The organism is Candidatus Nealsonbacteria bacterium DGGOD1a, assembly GCA_022530585.1.
In the GTDB taxonomy this organism is placed as follows: domain Bacteria; phylum Patescibacteriota; class Minisyncoccia; order Minisyncoccales; family UBA5738; genus UBA5738.
On record CP092821.1, the window covers coordinates 184,861 to 204,997 of the forward strand.

Genomic DNA, 20,137 nt, shown 5'->3' on the forward strand with positions numbered 1-20,137 from the left:
ATAAATAACCAAAATTATGCCATTGATTAAATTTGTTTCGATTAAAAAATGCGCCGCGTATTTGTCTTTGGCGGGGCTCGCCTTGGGGATTTTGGTTTTTGGGATCGTTCTCGCCGACAGCGGCCCGGTTTTGAAGAATGTGAATCCGCAAGGCACGGTGACATCTTCAAGCGTTAAAATAACTTTGGACACCGAAGATCTCGCGCGTTGCCGGTATTCGACCAGTGACGGCGGTTATGACAGCATGGGAAACAATCTCGATACTCCGGACGGGTTATATCATTCGGCGTTGCTGGGAACGCTTAACGCGGGGCCTTATACCTATTATGTCCGCTGTAAAGATTTTGAAGGCAATGCCAATGGTTCAAGCGCGGTCGTTAAATTTACGGTGGGGAATATCTCTTGCGTGGGCGAAAATTGCCCCACGACCACGCCGTCGTCGGGCGGCGGTACGGCACCGGTTCTTTCCGGATTGTTGCCGTCGGGGACGACTTATAATTCCTATGTCACTTTGTCGGTGAAAACCAATGAAGCCGCCAATTGCCGTTATAGCTGGTATGACAAGGCTTTTGATGATATGACCTTGGTGTTTTCCACCTCGGATCAAAAATACCATACCGCGACCGCGTCTTTATCCAACTACGGTTATTACACTTATAATGTCAGGTGCCGCAATACCGCGGGAAATGTGAACCAGGTGGCGGGAAAAATTTCTTTCCGTTACGCCAATAAAAATCCGGTCGTATCCACTCCGGTTGTCACCGCGCCCAAAGATACCGCCGCGCCTGGGATTTCCAATTTGTCGCCTGCCGGGGATGTTAACGCGGCCAGCACCACCATTTCTTGCGTTACCGATGAAACGGCGACATGCAAATACGATACTTCCGATACCAGTTATGATTCAATGGCCAATACGATGGATGGCGCCGGAAGCAAAAATCACAGCAAGATCGTGGCGTTGGACGCGGCCGGTCGCTACACTTACTATATCCGTTGCAACGATAAATCCGGGAATAAGAGCGATAGCTCAAGCCAGATCGGTTTCAATTATGTCGCGCCCGTCAAGGAAGGTCCGGCGATTTCCAATCTTCAGCCGACCGGCGCGATCTATCAAAGCAATGTGGCGTTAATCGTGACAACCGATAAAGCCGCGGATTGCCGGTATTCGGACAGCGACGCGGATTTTGAAGCGATGCATGATTCATTTTCCACCAACGACGGTTCGCTCCATCAGGCAACGGTTAATTTGGATAACTACGGAACATACGCTTATTATGTGCGTTGCCGCGATACCCAAGGCAACGCGGATGACCGGTCCGAGGTGATCAATTTTGAATACAAGAATCCGAATCCGGATGAAATTATTGGCGAAACCCCCGACGAAATCCAGCCCACGCCGCCCGCGGAAGCGACATGCGCGGAAACGAAGAACGGGGACAAAGACGGGGTATGCGACACAACCGCGGATTGTATTTGTGATTTGGATTGTCCGGTAAGCGGCGACGACGCGGATCCCGATTGCGCGAATGTCGCGCCGGCGCCGGCAAACAACGGCTGGATCGCGATCATTCTTATCGGATTGGCGCTATTGATTATTATCATAATAATTATTGCGGTCATTAAAAGGAGGAGCGCCGGCGAGGAAGATGTGGAATTGCCGTAAATAATTTAAAATTTAAAGATCAAAATTAAAAATTTTAGCGTCCCTTCCGTAGCAGGAAGGGACGCTAAAATTTCATCTTAATTTTACATTTTGATTTTTTAATTTTTAATCAAAAAACCGCAGATAATTTCAATATCGGCGTGTTTTTTAAATCTAATCGCAGAAGCATCGGCCTATGAGATGTTGTAGGCGATTTTTTTGATTTTGCAATTTATTTTTCCGGACGGATCAATTTTAATCAAGTCGCCGGTTTTTTTACCAAGCAATATTTTCCCAACCGGAGATTCGTTGGAAATCATTCCTCGGTCGGGATCGGCTTCAAGCGTGCCCACGATAGTGAATTTGCTGTCTTTGCCGTTGATGTTTACCAATACGGTCGCGCCCAGTCCAACCGAGGCTTGCGCGGTTTTAGCCGGATTTTTGATGATGCTGGCGTTTTTAAGAATGGCTTCAATCTCGGCCAGCCTGATGTCGAGCAGTCCGAGATCTTCCTGCAGGGCGATATATTCCGGATTGACATCTTCGGAAACCAATATCGCCGGAGCCTCGCCTTTGGTTTTTGAAAGCTTTATTCGCTTGAGTTCCTCGTATTCCTTCTTTATTTTTTTAAGTCCTTGGCGCGTCAGATAGAAATTTTTTTCTTCGAGCATGGCCTTGTGCCTTCGCGGGCTTTTTTGCCCGCGATCAAAGATTACTGGCAAAAAACGCCGCGCGCGGGCTTTTCAAAAAATTCCCTCGAGATGGGGAAATTTCATACGCGGATTGAATTTCATTTTTCTGTTATTATTATTCTATGCCTAGCCTTTTTTTTGTCAACTTGTCCCTTGCCGGCGGCGGAAGGGACAAGTTGACTGCCGAATGCGCGGTTGTTAGGCTATAAATAGCGGTTGCCGCAAACAGGATTAACCCGGTTTAGAATGATTAAATTCAAAGTTAATCGAATTATCAAATTTTTGCTTTTGTCGGATTTTGTTTTCTGGAGCGGTTGGGGTTTGGTCGCGCCGATATTCGCGATTTTTATCGTTGATAAAGTCGTGGGCGGGAATGAATTCGTGGTCGGAATTTCCACCGCGATCTACTCGGCGCTTTCGGCGCTGTTGAGAATTCCGTTGGGATTGTTTTTGGACAATCAGCCGCATGAAAGATCCGACCTTTGGTTTGCCATAACCGGATTGTGGATCGCATCGTTGAGTTCGCTGTTCTTCGCGTTCGCGTTCTTGCCGTGGCATATTTATGTTTTGCAAGCGATCCATGCGACCGGCATGGCAATGAACCTTTCGGGTTGGACCGCGCTGTACACTCGCCATATCGATAAAGGCCGGGAATCGACCGAATGGGGCATCAGCGCCGTATCGGTGGGCGTGGGCGCCGCGCTGACCGCGGTTATCGGCGGATGGATGGCCGCCAATTTCGGTTTTAAAGTGGTTTTTATATGCGTGGGAATAACCGGTTTTCTCGGTTCGGCAATGCTGTTGTTTATTTACCGCCAGATACAAAAAGGCTCCGGCCACGGTTTGTATTTCAGTTTGAAGGAATTGGCGCGGAAAGCCGGAGAATAATTTTATAATTTCTTTGGATTACGAAACGCTTTGTATTCGGGGTCTATCCCTCGCGCCTGTCCCGAGGCTTTTGCGAGGGATAATCGCAAGGGTTAGACCCCTTCAAGGTATTTGAATTTAATGGTTTCGTAATTCAAAGTAATTTATGCCAAACAATCAGCTGGCCAAAATTTTTTATGAGATTGCCGATATGCTCGATGCCGACAATACGCCGTTTAAGCCGTTTTCTTATCGCAAGGCCGCCCGCGCTCTGGCCGATTTGAAAGATGATGTCGCCGAAATTTATCGGCGCGGCGGTTTGAAGGCGATTGAAGAAATTCCGGGAGTCGGCGCCAGTATCGGCGCGAAAATAGAAGAATATATTCTAAAGGGCGGAATTGATTATTACGAGGCGCAAAAGCGCCGCTTGCCCGCGGATTTGAGCGAAATCGCCGCGGTGGAGGGGCTGGGCTTCAAAAAAGCCAAGGTTTTATATGAAAAATTGGGCGTGAAAAATTTGGCGGATTTGGAAACCGCGGCGCGCGCCGGAAACATCGCGCCGCTGTTCGGGTTTGGCGAAAAATCCCAAGCCAATATCTTGCAGGGGATTGAATTCCGCAAATCGTCCGGCGGCCGGTTTTTGCTGGATCAAATCTTGCCGCGAGCGCTGGCGGTCAAAGATATTTTGGAAAAACACGGCGGCTTGGCGCGGGTGGAAATTGCCGGATCGCTGCGCCGGCGCAAGGAAACCATCGGCGATATCGATCTTTTGGCCGCGATAAAGCCGGGCGCGGACGCGGCCAAGATTATGGATTTTTTCACCGCCCTGCCCGAAATTGAAAAAATCTGGGCCAAAGGGGCGACGAAATCGTCGGCGAGAACAAAATACGGTTTTGATATGGACTTGCGTTTGGTGCCGCCGGCGTCTTTCGGCGCGGCGTGGCAGTATTTCACCGGCTCAAAGGATCATAATATCGTTTTGCGGTGCATCGCCAAAGAAAAAGGATTCAAGCTTTCCGAATACGGGTTATTCCGCGGCGCGGAAATGATCGGCGGCGCAAACGAGGAAGAGATTTATCAAAAATTGGGATTGGAATGGATTTGTCCGGAATTGCGGGAGAACCGCGGCGAGATTGAGGCCGCGCGAAATCATAATTTGCCCGATTTGATCGGCGATCGCGGTTTGCGCGGCGATCTTCATTGCCATTCGGATTGGAACGGCGGCGACAATTCCATTGAAGAAATCGCCGCCGCCGCGGGCGCGATGGGCTATGAATATGTCGGCATTGCCGATCACACGAAATTTTTGAGAATTGAAAACGGACTTGATGAAGCGGCGCTGGCGCGGCGCAATCTCGCGATTGACGCGCTCAACAAGCGAAACGCCGGTATCCTTGTTTTGAAAGGATGCGAGGCCAATATTATGGCCGACGGAACGATTGATATCGCCGACGAATCGTTGGCCGAACTTGATTTTGCCATTGCCGGCGTTCATTCGGGTTTAAAAATGAAACGCAAAGAAATGACGGCGCGGATCATTCGCGCGATGGAGAATCCCTGGGTTGATATCATCTCGCATCCCACTGCAAGATTGCTCAAAAAACGGCCGGAGTGCGAAATTGATTTTGACGCGATTTGCGCCGCGGCGGCGGCGACCGGCACGATTTTGGAAATAAATTCCCATCCGGATCGTCTGGATCTAAACGATCGGCATATCCGCATCGCCGCGGCGCGCGGAGTGAAAATGGCAATCAATACCGACAGCCACGATGTTTCCCATTTGCGGTTTGCCGAATTCGGCATCGCGCAGGCGCGGCGCGGCTGGGCGGCCGCGAGCGATATTGTTAACGCCTTGCCGTGGCCGGAAGCAAAGAAAATCTTGAAAAGAAACCGAAAAAGAGTAAATTAAACGGCAGGGAGCGTGCCGGGATTTAAATCATAGATGAAAATACTTTATATTGACGAATCCGGGGATACAGCGCCATTGTTTCAAGAGGGGAGCAGAATTTTGGTTTTGACGGGGTGTATCATTGATGAAAACGACAAAAGATAAATTGACGCGCGCCTGCGCGGAATAAAGATAAAGTTTTACCAGAATACGGAAATTGAATTTAAATCTAATTTTTTGCGCTACGCAAATCCGAAAATTAACAATCCAAAAATAAATTCGCCGATAAAGCTGTTTGACCAAGCCCAATATGACGCGTTGCAAAAAGAAATTCAGTTGTTTTTAAAAGAAATTCCGGTTTCTTTGATTTCGGTGGTGATTGATAAAAAAGGTTATTGGACAAAATATCCGTCTCAAAATCCCTACCATGCGGCTTATATTTTTCTTTTGGAAAGATTCCAAACTTACCTGAACTGTGAAAATGCGGCTGGAATTTGCATTATTGATCCGCGCGAGGGAAGAGTGGTTGATAAAAGAAACATAGATAAAGAATTAAACGATATCCATCGGCTTCTCCAGTGGGAGAAGGGCGGATTTTGGAAGCCGTGCCCAAGAATTATTGAAAAAGTTTTATTTTCCGATTCATCTCTGACAACTGGGATTCAAATTGCCGACTTATATTGTTATCCTGTTTACCATATTTTTCAATATGACAAACAAGGGAAAGAATATGATTGGTTCAACGGAATTACTAAACCTAAATTTTACTATCATTTAAAACGCATCGAATCAACAAACCTGAAACAAATCGAACCGGTTATCGATGGCACGGGATTAAAATTTTTTCCGACTGAAACAAAAAAGGACTTCCGATTTTATCAGTAGTCCGCTTTTGATGGGCGAGGTCTTTTGCCTCCTCGACCAATTATATTTTAACATAGAGAGTAATTTATTGTCAAATTTATCTTTAAACTTATAGTATTGCATCAAAATTTTCCGACAAATCCTTATGAAATTCTTGATCCGGCAATCCGGTGGTTTTTGGCGGATGATAATTCGCGCGACAAGGACGATGAAAAGCGGTTGCCGCCGCTGTGGCATTGTTAACGCCTTGGAAGCAAAGAAAATCTTGAAAAGAAACCGAAAAAGAGTAAATTAAACGGCAGGAGCGCGTTATGATTTTAAATTTGCGAAATTGTCTTGAACCGCGAGACGCTTTGCATTTTGGGGTCTATCCCTCGCGCTTGTCCCGAGGCTTTCGCGAGGGATAATCGCGAGGGTTAGACCCCTTCAATGCATTTGAATTTAATGGTTTCGTAATTCAAAAGAAATATGAAATTTGAAAAATCCGCCGGAGCGATAATTTTTCGCGATGATAACGGGATCAATAGATTCCTGCTTTTGCGTTATCCGGCGGTTTGCCACCGTTCGGGCCGGGATTATTGGGATTTCGTGAAAGGCCATGTGGAAGCGGGGGAAAGCGAATTGGAAACGATAATACGCGAAGCCGAGGAAGAAACAGGATTGCGCGACTTGGAATTTGTCCCGGGTTTTTCGCAAAAAATGGAATATTTTTTCACCTTTAAAGATCAAAAGATTTTCAAGATCGTTAATTTCCGTTTGGCGCAAACATTTTCAAAAGACATTGTTTTGTCTGATGAGCACAATGATTTCGCTTGGCGGCCTTATGATGAAGCGTGCGCGGCGTTGTCGTTTGGCAATGCCAAAACGGTTTTAAAAAGCGCGAATGATTTTTTGGAAAAATTAAAAAAATTATGAGAAAGACAAAAGCGCTGGCGCTGTTTTCCGGCGGATTGGATTCAATGCTGGCGGCCAAGATTTTGGAAGCGCAAGGGATTGCCGCGGTTCCGATTTGTTTTGAGAGTTGTTTTTTTTCTTGCGCCGCGGCGCGCGATTCCGCGGCGGCAATCGGAATGAAACTGCGCGTTGAGGATATTTCCCGGCCGCACTTGGAAATCGTGAGAAATCCGGCGCACGGATACGGCGGCGCGATCAATCCGTGCATTGATTGCCATTTGCTGATGTTAAAAACCGCCAAGGCGATAATGGACAAAGAAGGGTTTGATTTTGTGGCCACGGGCGAAGTGCTGGGCGAGCGGCCGATGTCGCAGAACAAGCAATCGCTGGATACCGTGGAGCGGGAATCGGGCTTGTCCGGAATTTTATTGCGGCCGTTGTCGGCCAAACTCTTGCCGGAAACCGTGTCGGAAACAAACGGCCTTGTCGATCGCGGCCGATTGTGTGATATTTCCGGCCGGTCGCGCCGGCCGCAAATGGAGATGGCCAAGCAATTCGGCATCATTGATATTCCCCAGCCCGGGGGCGGTTGTATTCTGACCGAAACCGATTACGGCCAAAGATTGAGAAAACTTATTTCGATAAAACCCGATTTTGACGGTTCGGACGCGAAAGTTTTGCAAAACTGCCGTCCCGTCTGGGAAGGCGATGTTTTGTTCGCGGTCGCGCGTAACCAAGCGGATTGCGCCGCGCTGAAAGGCCTGGCCAAGCCCGGCGATACCATATTCGAGCCGCAAAACTTTCCCGGCCCGGTTGTGCTGGCGCGCAATTTCGGCGCAGAGGCGGGGCAAGAAGAAATTGAGCCGTTGGGGAAAAAATATTTATTGCAATACTCCAAAAAAGCGCCGCAAAATCCGAAAATTTCAGTAACAATGATTTAAAAATATCGATGTTCTCATATTGGGTTTGTTGCCGAATTGGCTTCAACCGCAATTTCCATTTTTCGGCGGCAAAGAATTCATCATTCGTCGCCGGATTTAGCTTAAATATGCCTCCTCATTCTTCATTCTTTTCGCTCGAAAACTGAAAATTTCGTTCTGAAGCCAATTCGGCGACAGACCCATATTAACTTGAATATCACTCAACCCTGGAATAAAGCTAAATTTAAGGGTTCGGCTATTCAACTTAATCAGAGAGGGTCGATAGCATCAATTTTTTAATCCATATATCCCGAAGATTTTAATATCGATGTAATTTTTGCGATCGCAAGATTTACATCGGAATGTTAGAATATTGTTATGGCTGGGGTTAAAAGAAATACCGTAAAAACTATTTTGAGATATTTGCTTACGATGGGGCTGATCGCCGTGGCGGCGACAAATCCGAGGTTCGGTCCGTCGCTTTTGCGCGCGGCAATCCGGGATTATAAATATAAAAATAAATTTAAGAAAAATAATCCGAAAAATTTTTACAGCGCGTTTGCATATTTGCGAAAGAAGGGACTGATTCATATTGAATATAAAGGCCAGCAGATGTATTTTTCGCTGACCGAGGAGGGTAAAAGGCGTGCCGGAAGATATAAGGTTGACGATCTTAAAATTGAGAAATCAAAGAAATGGAACGGCAAATGGCACATATTGATTTTTGACATAGAGGACAAGCAAAAAATAAAAAGAGAGGCATTGCGGGGGAAATTAAAAGAATTGGAATTGTACCAATTACAAAAAAGCGTTTGGGTTTACCCGTACAGCTTTGGAAAGCAAATCGGGCTTTTAAGGGATTTCTTCGGTTTGACGGACAAAGAGATGAAAATTATCATCGCCGATAGCATAGAAAATGATAAACCGATCCGCGATTTTTTCAAGGTCTGATATTTTCCAATCATTTTTAGCTTTTTGAAGTCAAAAATTTAAAAAACCATTCAGATGTAATTTTTGCGATCGCAAGATTTACATTGGAATGGTTGAGGATGAATCAGGTTATAAAAAAGATTTAATACGAAATAAAGTTATGTTCAAGCTATGAAAACAAATGAGATTTGGGTTAAATCGGCGCTGACAAAATCTCGGTTACCAGATGCGGATTGGGTGGTTAATCCGTATATCGGTTGCGCTTTCGGTTGCAAGTATTGTTATGCGGCGTTCATCGGCCGCTGGAAACATCCGGATGAAACTTGGGGCGAATTTGTTGATATAAAAACCAATGCGCCGGATATTTTGAAAAATGAACTGGAAAAATCAAATAAAAAATTTCAAAGCAAAGATTTTGGTTCCATATTTTTTTCGTCGGTGACCGACCCTTACCAAGGCGCAGAAAATAAGCATAAAATTACTCGGAATTGCTTGAAAGTTTTGGCAGAATTCGGCTATGAGGGTAAAATTTCAATTTTAACCAAATCGCCGTTAGTTTGCCGAGATATTGATATTTTTAACAGCTTCAAGAATGTAGAGGTTGGTCTGACGGTAACTTCGCTTGACGATAATGTGGCGCGATTTTTGGAAGGCAACGCGCCGCCGGTGTCCTTGCGGATAGATGCTTTGAAAACATTGCATGACTCCGGAATTCCAACCTATGCGTTTGTCGGGCCGCTTTTGCCTTATTTCACCGCAAGAATCGATAAGCTTGAGGAGATTTTCAGCGGTTTGAAGAATGCCGGCGTAGATAGGGCGTATATTGAACATATCAATTTATCGTCCAAAATCAGAGATCGACTTTTTAATCATTTGGCGAAAACTCCGGATTTGATTCCGTATTTTAAAAAAGCGCAAACTGACGATTATCGCAAAAATTTGGAAAGAGCAATCTATCCGCTGGCGGAAAAGAATGGCGTTAAGATTATCGGCGGAAAGGTGATATTGCATGGCCGTTAAAAATTGAACCGATGTAATTTTTGCGATAGCAAAAATTACATCGTAATTATCAAATATTTTGATTTATGGTTATGACATTTAAACAAAAAGTTTTTGCCGCGGTTAAAAAAATTCCCCGGGGTGGGACATTGAGCTATAAACAGGTGGCCGAAATGGCGGGAAGTCCTTTGGCCTGCCGGGCGGTGGGAAATATTTTGCGTGCCAATTATGATCCGGCGATTCCCTGCCACCGGGTTGTCCGATCCGACGGCAAAACCGGCGGTTACAACCGCGGCGCGGAAGCGAAGAAAGAAATATTAAAGTCGGAGTGTGGATTTTGCAGGGGCGTTCCGTGTAATCGCCCGGATTGGCATTTCAACGCGGGCGAAAACATGGTTTCGCCCCTACGAATTGGTGCGCGCGATGGCAACGCCGATGACTTTCGCCGCGCCCGCGCGTGATAGGACGCGGGCGCATTCGTTGATGGTCGCTCCGGTCGTAATCACATCGTCGACGATGAGCACCGGTTTATTTTTGAAAGGAGCGTTGTTCGCGCAAGCAAACGCTTCTTTTATATTTGTCAGGCGTTCGGCTTGTCCCAGATCGGCTTGATTTTTTGTTTCCAAAACCCGCGCCAGACAATTTCCCGCGACCGGAGCATCCAAAAGGCGGCCAAGTTCGCGGGCGATAATATCGGCTTGGTTGAATCCGCGCCAGCGCAATCTTTTTTCGGCCAGCGGCACGGGCACGATAACAAATTCGCGAAGATTAAAATTTTGTTCGGCGAGTTTGAAATGGCCGGCGATCAGTTCGGCCAGCGGGCATGCCAATTCTTTGCGGAAGGGCTCGTATTTCAATCCGCGGATCATTTTTTGGACATACTTGTTTTCATAGCCGCAGGCCGCGAAAATATCGGCCAGATATTTATGATTCCGGTCGGGCCGATGCACGCGGGAAATATCAAACAGCGTTTGGCAATCGGCGCAAAGAAGATCGCCGTATCTTTTGCAGATAAAACAGCGCGTCGGAAAAAATATTTCTTTGGCTTGTCCGCCGATGCTTTTCCACAGACTGTTTCTTTTGTTTTGCATTTGGTTGTATGATATAATTATAATATGTAATTCAAAATGGAAAATCAAAATGCGCATCGCATTTTAAGATATAAAATTTTTTAATCTGATTTTTCATTTTTCCCGCCATTGCGGGATGCGCGCGGGGCGCAGATATTTAATTTTTAAATTTTTTCCCGTGTTGCCAAAACTTTTCGCGAAAAAATTTTTAGGCATCGATATCGGCACTTCGTCGATCAGGTTGGTGGAACTTGAGAAATCCGGCCAGGTGTTTGGTTTATCCAATTACGGCCAGATAGATATTGATCAGATCGAGAGCGACATCCCCAAACTGTCAAAGAGGGCGGTGTCGGTTTTTTCCACCGGCGAAATCGCGGAAATGATTCAGGCCGTATCGGCCGCCGCCAAGATTCACACGCGGCAATGCGCTTTTTCCATTCCGGATTTTTCAACTTTTTTCACCGCTTTTTGTTTGCCGCCGATGACCAAAAAAGAACTTCCCGAGGCGGTGATGTATGAAGCGCGCCAGCACATTCCCTTGCCGGTGGAGAGCGTGAATATCGATTGGCAACTGGTCGGAGGCGTACCGGGATCGTCCGAAAAACTGGAAGTTACCGTGGCGGCCATACCCAATGAGATTATCGCCCAATACCGCGAAATTGCCGCGAAGGCAAAATTGGAAGTGGTGTTGATGGAAGCGGAGATGTTTGGTTTGGCCCAAGCTTTGGTCCCCAAAAAAGAAGAGCGTTGCGTTTGCCTCATTGATATCGGCTCTCAAAGCACGGTTTGCAGCTTGGTTGAAAAGCAAATATTGAGATATTCCCACAGTTTTGACCGGGGAAGCGGTTATTTGACCGATGAGCTTGTGCGGCGCTTGCCGGTAAACCATGAAGTTGCGATAAGAATCAAAGAAAATTACGGGTTGAAAATGATTTCCATGATTGAACCGGGAATCAGGGAAAGGGTCAAGGCCGACTTTCGCGACGCGCTGTTGCCGATTTTTCGGGAAATCGAAACAATGTTTGGCAGTTATCGGAGATTTTCCAATTCCGAAGTCGTTAAAATAATACTTTCGGGAGGTATCGGCGCGAATATGGAGATAAAAGATATTTTTGCCGATTATTTTAAGAAAGAGGTCGAGATCGCCGATCCGTTCAAAAACATTGATCATTCGGCCGCGATTGAAAAAAATTTGAAGAGTATCGGTCCGGTTTACGCGGTTGCGGCCGGGATGGCCCAACGAGGATTGGAATTTTCCAAACGGCGCAAAAAATAATTTGGCAGTCGCGCCCGATTTTTGGCGGTCCGGCGATTCATCGCAATTAATTTTTATAAATTACTTTGAATTACGAAATCATTAAATTCAAATATTGTTGAAGGGGTTTAACCCTTGCGATTATCCCTCGCGAAAGCCTCGGGACAAGCGCGAGGGATAGGCCTCGAATACAAAGCGTTTCGTGATTCAAGAAAATTATTTTTAAAAATATGGATATATCAACTAAAAAAAAATCAGGATTTTCTTTGGAAAACGCGGCATTTTATATTTCGCTGCTGTTGTTCGCGGCGGTTGTCGGCGGATTTTTTTACTTGGGCCATCTGATTACCCAAAAAGAAGGAGAGTTTGCCGAAGCCAGTGTTCAAGCCGCCAAAATAAAAACCGAGGGACAAAAGAATTTGGAAGACAAGATGTTGCTTTTCCGGCAGAAGTTGGATGATTTTTCCAATATTTTGGCCAATCGGAAAATCAGCACCGGATTTTTTGGCAAACTCGAAAGCGCGGTTCTGCCGGAAGTATATTTTTCCGATTGCGAGCTTGATTTGGATAAGATGACCGCCGGTCTTTCGGGCCACGCGGATAATTTTCAGGCGCTGGGGCAGCAAATAATGTTATTCGAAAATTCCAAAAACAATATTAAAAAAGTGAATCTCGGAAAAGTCGATATCAATAAAGAGGGAGGTATTGACTTTGATGTCAGTTTTGAAGTCGCTTCAGGCATGGTCGCTTCAAAGTGACCGGCTTGAATTTTCCTTCCAAAAAGTTGATTTTGCCGCGCGGCGGCAATAAAAAAATACATTGATGCCGGGGTATTAACCCCGCCATCAACCAAAGGATGTTTCCTTTGGAATCCTCATTCTTTTTGTCCCCCGCGGCAAGTTGACGGGGTATAAAAAGAATAAACTTAAAAATATAATATATTTCATATGTCAAGAAATTATTTGGAAGCGTTCGTGGTTACCGTTATCGCTTTGGCCTTGGGGTATTTTATGGTTTTGCCCAAATTCGGTGAATTGCAAAGCGTCAAGCAGAGATTGGAGGAGAAAAATGTCGAAATCCAAACCCGCCAAAATTATTTTGCCAGTCTGGAGAAAATGTCGGATGATTTGGACCGGCATTCGGACGGTTTGAAAAAAATGGAGACGGCCTTGCCGGCCAATCCCGATGTGCCGGCGTTCATGAATTTCGCGCAGGCGACCGCGATGCAGTCGGGGTTGATATTGAAAAGTATCGATTATTCCGGGCAGAACAAAATTTCGGACGCCATGACGCTGTCGGCCGAAGAATTTGTGGACGAAGAAGCCGCGCCGTCCGCTTATCTTTTGCGCGATTACGGCATTTCGGTGACACTTTCGGGAAGCTATGCCAATTTTAAGGATTTTCTGTCCCGGATTGAAAATTCCAGCCGCATGATCAAGGTGAATTCGGTTGGCGTGAGCACAGAAAAGGAATCATCTTCGGAAGAGCCGCGGTTCAAGGCCGATAAGACCGGAGAAACCGGCGAGGTTCTTGAATATACGGTGGAAATGAAGGCTAATTATTGCGAGCAGCCCTAAAGGTTCGTATTTTCTTTAATCTTTTCAATCAATAACCATTACTTAATATGGCAATTACTTTTGAAGAAAAAAACAATAATGTCAGAAATATCGCAATCGTCGCGGTAATCGCGGTATTTTTAATCGTGGCGGGAATTTTCGCGTGGAAATCAATTCAGGAACCGCCGGTTGTTAATTTGATTCCGGCGGAGAGCGCGATTCAAATCAGAACCGAGATATTGGACGATCCGCGGCTTGCCGCGCTGGAGCTGTTTCCCGAAATACCGCCGGCCGCCGCGCCGGCCGTCAGGGACAATCCTTTCGTAAAGAATAAGGCTCAATCGGCGACAAGCACATTCGTTCTTGAAAATCAACCGTCCGAAAATATCGCGCCATAACGGATTCGCGGCAAAGAAACCGCAGATTCAGTTTAATTTTTGAGTTGGAAAATGTCATTTTTAACCAAACAACTTATTATCAGTAAAGCAATCACCCAGGAGCAAGCGGTCGCGATTGAAACGGATTTAAGAAATAATCCCGCCAAAACCGAAGAAGAATTGTTATTGTCGAGCGGGTTGATTGAAGAAGGAAAGCTGTTCGAATTGAAAAGCCAGGTTTTGGGCATGCCTTTTGTTTCCAGTCCGCCCGAGGATCTTTCTTTGGAAGTGTTGCAAACCATTCCCGAGGAAACCGCCAAATTCTACCGGATGATACCTTTGGGCGAAAAAAAATCCGAGGTTACCGTCGGTATGGTTTATCCCGAAGATTTGAAGGCGCAGGAAGCGCTCAAATTTCTGGCGCGGAAAAATGATTTTGCCTACCAGGTGGTTTTGATAACGCCAAAAATATTCAATGCCCTTTTGGGAAAATACCGCGATTTAAAAAAAGAAGTCGGCAAGGCGCTGGAAGAGTTCAGGGAAGAGGAAGAGACCGAAACGGATACTTCGCGCCGTCCGCAGTTTGAAACGATGTCGAATGTTGAGGACGCGCCGATCGCCAAAATCGTGAATGTTGTTTTGCGCAACGCGCTTGACGGAGCGGCGTCGGATATTCATATCGAGCCCAGCCGCACCAAATTGCGGGTGCGTTTTCGGGTGATGGGCGAGCTTTATTCTTCGATATTTTTACCGTTGAACATTGCCAACGCGGTGTTGGCGCGCATCAAAATAATGTCGAATATGAAAATTGACGAGAATCGCGTGCCGCAGGACGGCCGTTTTTCAATGAAGATTGATTCCAAAAATATTGATTTTCGCGTGTCCACGCTGCCGACGGCTTTGGGGGAAAAAGTGGTAATGAGAATCCTTGATCCGGATGCCGGATACAAAACATTCGAAGATTTGGGGCTTGACGGGAGGAATCTTGAACTGGTCAGAAAGGCGATTGATGAACCGTTCGGCTTGATTTTGGTTACCGGCCCCACCGGATCGGGCAAGAGCACGACTCTTTACGCGGTTTTGCAGGAAGTCAACAGCGACAAGATCAATATCATCAGTTTGGAGGATCCGGTGGAATATTTTTGCGACGGCGTGAACCAATCGCAAGTCCGGCCGGAGATCGGTTTTGATTTCGCTTCCGGTTTGCGCAGTATTTTGCGCCAGGATCCGGATGTGATTATGGTTGGTGAAATCCGCGACGAAGAAACCGCGCTTTTAACGATTCATTCGGCATTGACCGGCCATTTGGTGCTGTCAACGCTCCATACCAATGATTCTTTGGGCGTGGTGCCGCGCCTCGTTGATTTGAAAGTGCAATCATATTTAATTCCTTCGACCCTTACCCTGGCGCTGGCTCAGCGTTTGGTGCGGCGGCTTTGTCCGGATTGCAAGAAAAAAGTCGAAGCAAAAGGGTTTTTAAAGGAAAAAATTATTGATGAGTTCAAGGATATTCCGGCCGCGTCGCGGGTTGATGTCGAATTGGGGGATCCGATCTATATTTGGGAGCCGGTTGGCTGTCCCAAATGCAATCGACAGGGATTTTCGGGCCGGGTTGGTATTTTTGAAACGCTGGAAATGACTCCGGAATTGGGCGAAATAATATTAAAAGACCTTTCCGGAACCGCGCTTAGCGCGGAAGGAAAACGCCAGGGGATGACAACGATGCGCCAGGACGGAATTTTAAAGGCTTTAAGAGGAGTGACCACGATTGAAGAAGTTTTGAAAGCGACCGAAGAAGACGCGGTGCCGGTGGTGATCGAACCCAAATCGTAATTTCGATTTTTCTTTCCATTGTTTCGCCGAATGCGCTATACTTATATTAATTGGATGGCCGCAAATAAAAAATATGCCGATAAAAAATAACGAAAAAAATAACGAAGGAAAAAGAATTCTTGTCGTTGAAGACGATCCGTTTTTGTCCGATATTTACAATACCAAATTGAAACAAGGCGGATTCGATGTCGATTCGGCGATGACCGGAGAGGAGTGTTTGCAAAAACTGAATTCCAAGAATTACGATTTGATGCTGCTTGATATCGTATTGCCGCAACTGGACGGATGGGAAGTGATGGCGCGCGTCAGGGAAATGCGGCAGAAAAACCCGGATTCCGATCTTAATCGTTTGAAAATTATTATTTTATCCAACCTCGGGCAAAAAGAGGAGATTAAGAAAGGATTGGAGCTTGGAGCCGACGGTTTTATGATCAAGGCGCATTTCACTCCCAGCGAAATCGCGGAAGAAATAAACAAAACATTAAATATAAAATGAAATTGAAGAATTGGTTCGGCGGACGGTTTTACCGAACCGATAATGTTAGATTCTCGGAGTTGAAATTTTGCCGAACGAAATTTTAACGATATATTTTTTCCCCGAATTTTGATTTTTGATATTTACATTTTAAATTCGCGATTATGGATTATTCCCAATTACTTGAAAAATTTCTCGCGGTTACGGTGCAAAAAGAAGCGTCCGATCTTCATATGTCGGCCGGATATCCTCCCATCATCCGCGTCAACGGCGAGTTGTGGGCGATTCCAAAAGAGCCCAATCTTTCGCCGCGCGACAGCCAGGGGCTGGCGTTTGCCATGATGACTCCCGAACAGCAGAACCAATTTTTGAAGTTCAAAGAAATCGATTTTTCCTACGCGTTTCAGGGCAAAGAGCGTTTCCGCACCAATATCTTTTTCCAGAAGGGATGCATATCGTGCGCTTTGCGGTTGATTCCGACCAAAATACGCACATTGAAAGAACTTAATCTGCCGCCGGTTTTGCAGAAATTCGTTGAAGCGGAACAGGGTTTCGTTCTGATCACCGGCCCGGCGTCGCACGGCAAGTCTACCACATTGGCGGCGTTTATCGACGCGATCAATCATTCGCGCTGCGATCATATAATTACCATCGAGGATCCGATCGAATACTTGTTTACCCCGGATGCTTCCGTGATCGAGCAAAGAGAGTTGAATTCCGACACCTATTCGTTTTCAATGGCGTTGCGGTCGGTTTTCCGCCAGGATCCGGATGTGATCATGATCGGTGAAATGCGCGATGTGGAAACGATTTCCACGGCGCTGACCGCCGCGGAAACCGGCCATTTGGTGTTCGCGACATTGCACACGAATTCGGCTTCGCAAAGCATCCACCGCATCGTTGATTCGTTCCCGGCCGAACAGCAGGCGCAAATCCGCGCCCAGCTTTCCTCTTCGCTTTTGGGAATTGTATCCCAGCGGCTGATTTTATCGAACAAAGGAGGCATGGTGCCCGCCTGTGAAGTGCTTTTCAATAATTTTGCCGTGGGCAATCTTATCCGTGAAAACAAAATTCACGAAATTCCGCTGGTCATCGAAACTTCTTCGAAGGACGGGATGATTTCGCTTAACAAATCGCTGGCCAATCTGGTGAAAAACGGCGACATTTCACTGGAAAAAGCGATATCGCATTCTTTGAATCCGCAGGAGTTGGAAGCGTTAATCTAAAAAATTCGAAGCACGAATGTCGAATATCGAAACAAATTTAAAATTCGAATGTTCAAATGTCCGAAACGAAATTTAAAATTCGTTTTAAAATTTCGAAATTTGAAACTTCAGATTTGTTTCGATATTCGATATTCGATATTCGAAATCTGAAATTATGAGGTTCGTATATCAAGCCAGGTTGAAAAACGGGGAAGTCAAATCCGGGGTGATGGAGGCTGATTCGGTGCAGACCGCGGCCGAGATTTTGCGCCGCGACGATCTTTTCGTCACATTCCTGAAGAAAGAGGATCAGAGCCTCGCCAAAAGATTTCATTTTTTCGAGGGGGTTTCGGGAAAAGATGTCGCGATTTTTTCGCGCCAGCTGGCGGTGATGTTTCACGCCAATGTGTCGCTGGTCGAGTCTTTGCGGGTTATCGGCGCCCAGCTTGCCAACCAGAATTTTCGGGAAAAGATTCTAAAGATTTCCCAAGTCGTCGAGGCGGGATCGCCCTTGTCGGCCGCCTTGGCCAAATATCCGGATATTTTTTCGCCGTTTTTCGTCGCCATGGTGCGCGCCGGCGAGGTTTCGGGCAACCTTTCGGAACAGTTCAATTATCTGGCCAATTATCTTGAAAAACAATATTATCTGGAAGGGAAAGTGAAGGGCGCCATGGTTTATCCGATCGTCATTCTGGTGGTGATGGTGGCCGTGCTGTTCCTTTTGGCCTATTTCGTGATGCCGAGTATGGTGGAAATGCTGACCAGCGCCGGCGTTGAATTGCCGCCGCTGACCCAGTTTGTGATTGCCGCCACGAATTTCATCCGGGGTATCGGGGGAGTTTTGGCATTGCTCGCGGCGATCGCTTCGGTGGTGGTCATCATGAGGGTTTCCCGGACGAAAAAAGGCAAAGAATTTTTTGATCGTCTGGCGCTGCGCATTCCAATATTCAACAATCTCACGAAAATGCTTTGCGTGAGCCGTTTCGCGGACAATCTTTCCACGCTGATCACGGGCGGAATTCCGATCACCCAGGCTCTGGAAATTACCAGCACGATCGTCGGGAACACGGTTTACCGCGATGTGATTATGAAAACCTGCGACGGGGTGCGCAAGGGGCAAACGATTTCTTCGATACTCTTTAATTATCCCGAACTCTTTGCGCCGATGTTTTCACAAATGATCCTCGTGGGCGAGCAAACCGGTTCGCTGGATAAAAGCTTGCTGGTTATGGTGTCGTTTTATGAAAAAGAGACGGAGCGGTCGATTGACAGTATGCTGATACTTATCGAACCGATAATGATCATTGTCCTCGGTTTGGTCGTGGGCGGAGTGGTGGCGTCGGTGATGATACCGCTTTATTCGTCGATGGGAGCCGCCTAAAACAATTTCTATCTTGCAATCTACCGCGTAAATTTGATAAAATAAACGAACCGCGAACCGGTGCGGCCGCCAGAAGCGGCAACCGGCGCGGCCAATTATGAAAACAAACAAAAATCGCTTATCAGCCGATATCGATTGGGGAATGAATTCTGTTTTTATCGTGCCGATTTTGGTGGTTTTTTTTGGCGTCGTCATAACCGCGCAGATGGCGGCGATCAAGCTGGTGGGCGGATTTTTTTACTCCAGAGAAGTTGACACGCAAAATGTTTTAAAAAACAGCCGCAGTATTGAAATTCCGGCAATTTCCCGCTTGAGTCCGCTTTCCGAATTTTCAATGTCGGGATCGGACGGACGGATAGTTTCCGGCGCGGATATTCTTGAATTCTTGCCCGCGGATATTTTTGTTTTGCCGTTTGCCGCCGCCGCTTTGTTTTTGGCGCGGCGCGGGGAAACGGTTGCCGAATTTATTTATGAGAGCGATTGTATTCGGATTCGTCCGCCGATAGTTTGATAAATCCCTTTTTGTTTTTTCGGAATTTATCTAAAACTAAAGCGAGATTGTTGAATAATTGTTTTTGGACAATTTTAAACTTGACGGTATCGGCAAATTGGCCAAGTCCAATAATTATCCGGCGATCCGGGAATAATCATATGTTGATAGCCAATAAAAAAAACGGTTTGCCAAGGCAAGGTTTCACCCTTATTGAATTGCTGGTGGTTATCGCCATTATCGGCATTTTGGCCGGTATGGTGCTGGTGTCGATGGGCGGCGCGCGAGCCAAAGCCCGGGACGCCAAAAGAATGTCGGATATGCGCCAGCTGGTTTCGGCGCAGGAGATGTATTACGGCGAGGCGGATATGTATCATCCCGCGGCAAGCGGCATGGCTACGGGAACGATTTCTTATTTGGGTAATGTTTACATGAGGATTCCGGCGGATCCGGGCGGACACGCGACTCAAATCGCGTGCGGAACCGCCGACAGCAAAGGCTATTATTGCGCGATTGCCAATACCGCCAGTCCTGCTACCCGCCAGCAGTTTTGCTATTACGCTCGGTTGGAAGGCGAATCGAAATATTACACCGCGTCCCACGGCGGCAATGTTAAAAGAACCGCCGGCGTGGGTATTGCCGTGCCCACATTGGCCAATTGCAATACGGCCAATTAGTCAGTATGGGTGAAACCTATTTGATAACGATAATGATAGTGATAGAATAATAAAAGGTCGAACTATCCGGCAATAAATAGTAAATATTTATTGCCATTGATTGAGAATGTCAGTTTAAAAAA

General features: G+C 46.4%; 21 protein-coding genes. 19 read left to right on the forward strand and 2 right to left on the reverse strand.

Features of this window, described 5'->3' with window-relative positions:
- Window positions 1-16: 16 nt before the first annotated feature.
- Window positions 17-1,663: a hypothetical protein gene (locus L7H18_00965; protein ID UMX48098.1), complete on the forward strand. Its 1,647-nt coding sequence runs from the start codon at window positions 17-19 to the stop codon at window positions 1,661-1,663.
- Between the two features lie 173 nt (window positions 1,664-1,836).
- Here L7H18_00965 and L7H18_00970 read toward each other — a convergent pair whose 3' ends face one another.
- Window positions 1,837-2,313, reverse strand: coding sequence for a GreA/GreB family elongation factor (locus L7H18_00970; GenBank protein UMX48099.1), 477 nt, complete (start codon window positions 2,311-2,313; stop codon window positions 1,837-1,839).
- A gap of 267 nt (window positions 2,314-2,580) precedes the next feature.
- Between L7H18_00970 and L7H18_00975 the strand changes: the two genes are divergently transcribed.
- The 8 genes from L7H18_00975 to L7H18_01010 all read left to right on the forward strand — a co-directional run bounded on the left by L7H18_00975 (window position 2,581) and on the right by L7H18_01010 (window position 10,157).
- Entirely contained in the window at window positions 2,581-3,222 is a 642-nt protein-coding gene (locus L7H18_00975) for an MFS transporter (GenBank protein ID UMX48100.1), read from the forward strand.
- A gap of 145 nt (window positions 3,223-3,367) precedes the next feature.
- The gene (gene polX / locus L7H18_00980; GenBank protein ID UMX48101.1) at window positions 3,368-5,110 is read left to right on the forward strand and encodes a DNA polymerase/3'-5' exonuclease PolX; all 1,743 of its coding nucleotides are present in this window, start codon (window positions 3,368-3,370) and stop codon (window positions 5,108-5,110) included.
- A gap of 216 nt (window positions 5,111-5,326) precedes the next feature.
- Window positions 5,327-5,974 (forward strand): DUF3800 domain-containing protein, encoded by a 648-nt coding sequence (locus L7H18_00985; GenBank protein UMX48102.1) that lies wholly within the window; start codon window positions 5,327-5,329, stop codon window positions 5,972-5,974.
- A 447-nt stretch (window positions 5,975-6,421) separates the two neighbouring features.
- A complete protein-coding gene (locus L7H18_00990) occupies window positions 6,422-6,868 on the forward strand; it encodes an NUDIX domain-containing protein (protein ID UMX48103.1) in 447 nt (148 codons plus the stop codon).
- On the forward strand, window positions 6,865-7,788 hold the full coding sequence (locus tag L7H18_00995; protein ID UMX48104.1) for a tRNA 4-thiouridine(8) synthase ThiI: 924 nt from the start codon (window positions 6,865-6,867) through the stop codon (window positions 7,786-7,788). Before L7H18_00990 ends, L7H18_00995 begins: the two co-directional genes overlap by 4 nt.
- Window positions 7,789-8,145: 357 nt before the next feature.
- On the forward strand, window positions 8,146-8,718 hold the full coding sequence (locus L7H18_01000; protein UMX48105.1) for a hypothetical protein: 573 nt from the start codon (window positions 8,146-8,148) through the stop codon (window positions 8,716-8,718).
- Window positions 8,719-8,868: 150 nt separating this feature from the next.
- Window positions 8,869-9,717, forward strand: coding sequence for a radical SAM protein (locus L7H18_01005; protein UMX48106.1), 849 nt, complete (start codon window positions 8,869-8,871; stop codon window positions 9,715-9,717).
- 65 nt (window positions 9,718-9,782) lie between these two features.
- Window positions 9,783-10,157 (forward strand): MGMT family protein, encoded by a 375-nt coding sequence (locus L7H18_01010; protein ID UMX48107.1) that lies wholly within the window; start codon window positions 9,783-9,785, stop codon window positions 10,155-10,157.
- On the opposite strand, the gene L7H18_01015 is transcribed toward L7H18_01010, so the two are convergent.
- Complete coding sequence (locus tag L7H18_01015) at window positions 10,101-10,787, reverse strand: ComF family protein (protein ID UMX48108.1); 687 nt, start codon at window positions 10,785-10,787, stop codon at window positions 10,101-10,103. The genes L7H18_01010 and L7H18_01015 overlap by 57 nt on opposite strands.
- A 157-nt stretch (window positions 10,788-10,944) precedes the next feature.
- Here L7H18_01015 and pilM point away from each other — a divergent pair, with 157 nt between their 5' ends.
- From pilM to L7H18_01065, 10 genes are all read left to right on the forward strand, one after another.
- Window positions 10,945-12,042, forward strand: coding sequence for a type IV pilus assembly protein PilM (gene pilM / locus L7H18_01020; protein UMX48109.1), 1,098 nt, complete (start codon window positions 10,945-10,947; stop codon window positions 12,040-12,042).
- 209 nt (window positions 12,043-12,251) lie between these two features.
- Complete coding sequence (locus L7H18_01025) at window positions 12,252-12,779, forward strand: hypothetical protein (protein UMX48110.1); 528 nt, start codon at window positions 12,252-12,254, stop codon at window positions 12,777-12,779.
- A 189-nt stretch (window positions 12,780-12,968) separates the two neighbouring features.
- Window positions 12,969-13,598, forward strand: coding sequence for a hypothetical protein (locus L7H18_01030; GenBank protein ID UMX48111.1), 630 nt, complete (start codon window positions 12,969-12,971; stop codon window positions 13,596-13,598).
- Between the two features lie 47 nt (window positions 13,599-13,645).
- A complete protein-coding gene (locus tag L7H18_01035; GenBank protein UMX48112.1) occupies window positions 13,646-13,975 on the forward strand; it encodes a hypothetical protein in 330 nt (109 codons plus the stop codon).
- Between the two features lie 51 nt (window positions 13,976-14,026).
- Complete coding sequence (locus tag L7H18_01040) at window positions 14,027-15,787, forward strand: GspE/PulE family protein (GenBank protein UMX48113.1); 1,761 nt, start codon at window positions 14,027-14,029, stop codon at window positions 15,785-15,787.
- A 73-nt stretch (window positions 15,788-15,860) separates the two neighbouring features.
- Window positions 15,861-16,283: a response regulator gene (locus tag L7H18_01045; GenBank protein UMX48114.1), complete on the forward strand. Its 423-nt coding sequence runs from the start codon at window positions 15,861-15,863 to the stop codon at window positions 16,281-16,283.
- A 143-nt stretch (window positions 16,284-16,426) separates the two neighbouring features.
- A complete protein-coding gene (locus L7H18_01050; GenBank protein UMX48115.1) occupies window positions 16,427-17,488 on the forward strand; it encodes a type IV pilus twitching motility protein PilT in 1,062 nt (353 codons plus the stop codon).
- Window positions 17,489-17,642: 154 nt separating this feature from the next.
- On the forward strand, window positions 17,643-18,848 hold the full coding sequence (locus tag L7H18_01055) for a type II secretion system F family protein (GenBank protein ID UMX48116.1): 1,206 nt from the start codon (window positions 17,643-17,645) through the stop codon (window positions 18,846-18,848).
- A 97-nt stretch (window positions 18,849-18,945) separates the two neighbouring features.
- Window positions 18,946-19,359, forward strand: a complete 414-nt coding sequence (locus L7H18_01060) for a hypothetical protein (protein UMX48117.1) — start codon at window positions 18,946-18,948, stop codon at window positions 19,357-19,359.
- A gap of 140 nt (window positions 19,360-19,499) precedes the next feature.
- Complete coding sequence (locus L7H18_01065) at window positions 19,500-20,015, forward strand: type II secretion system GspH family protein (protein ID UMX48118.1); 516 nt, start codon at window positions 19,500-19,502, stop codon at window positions 20,013-20,015.
- Window positions 20,016-20,137 lie beyond the last annotated feature (122 nt).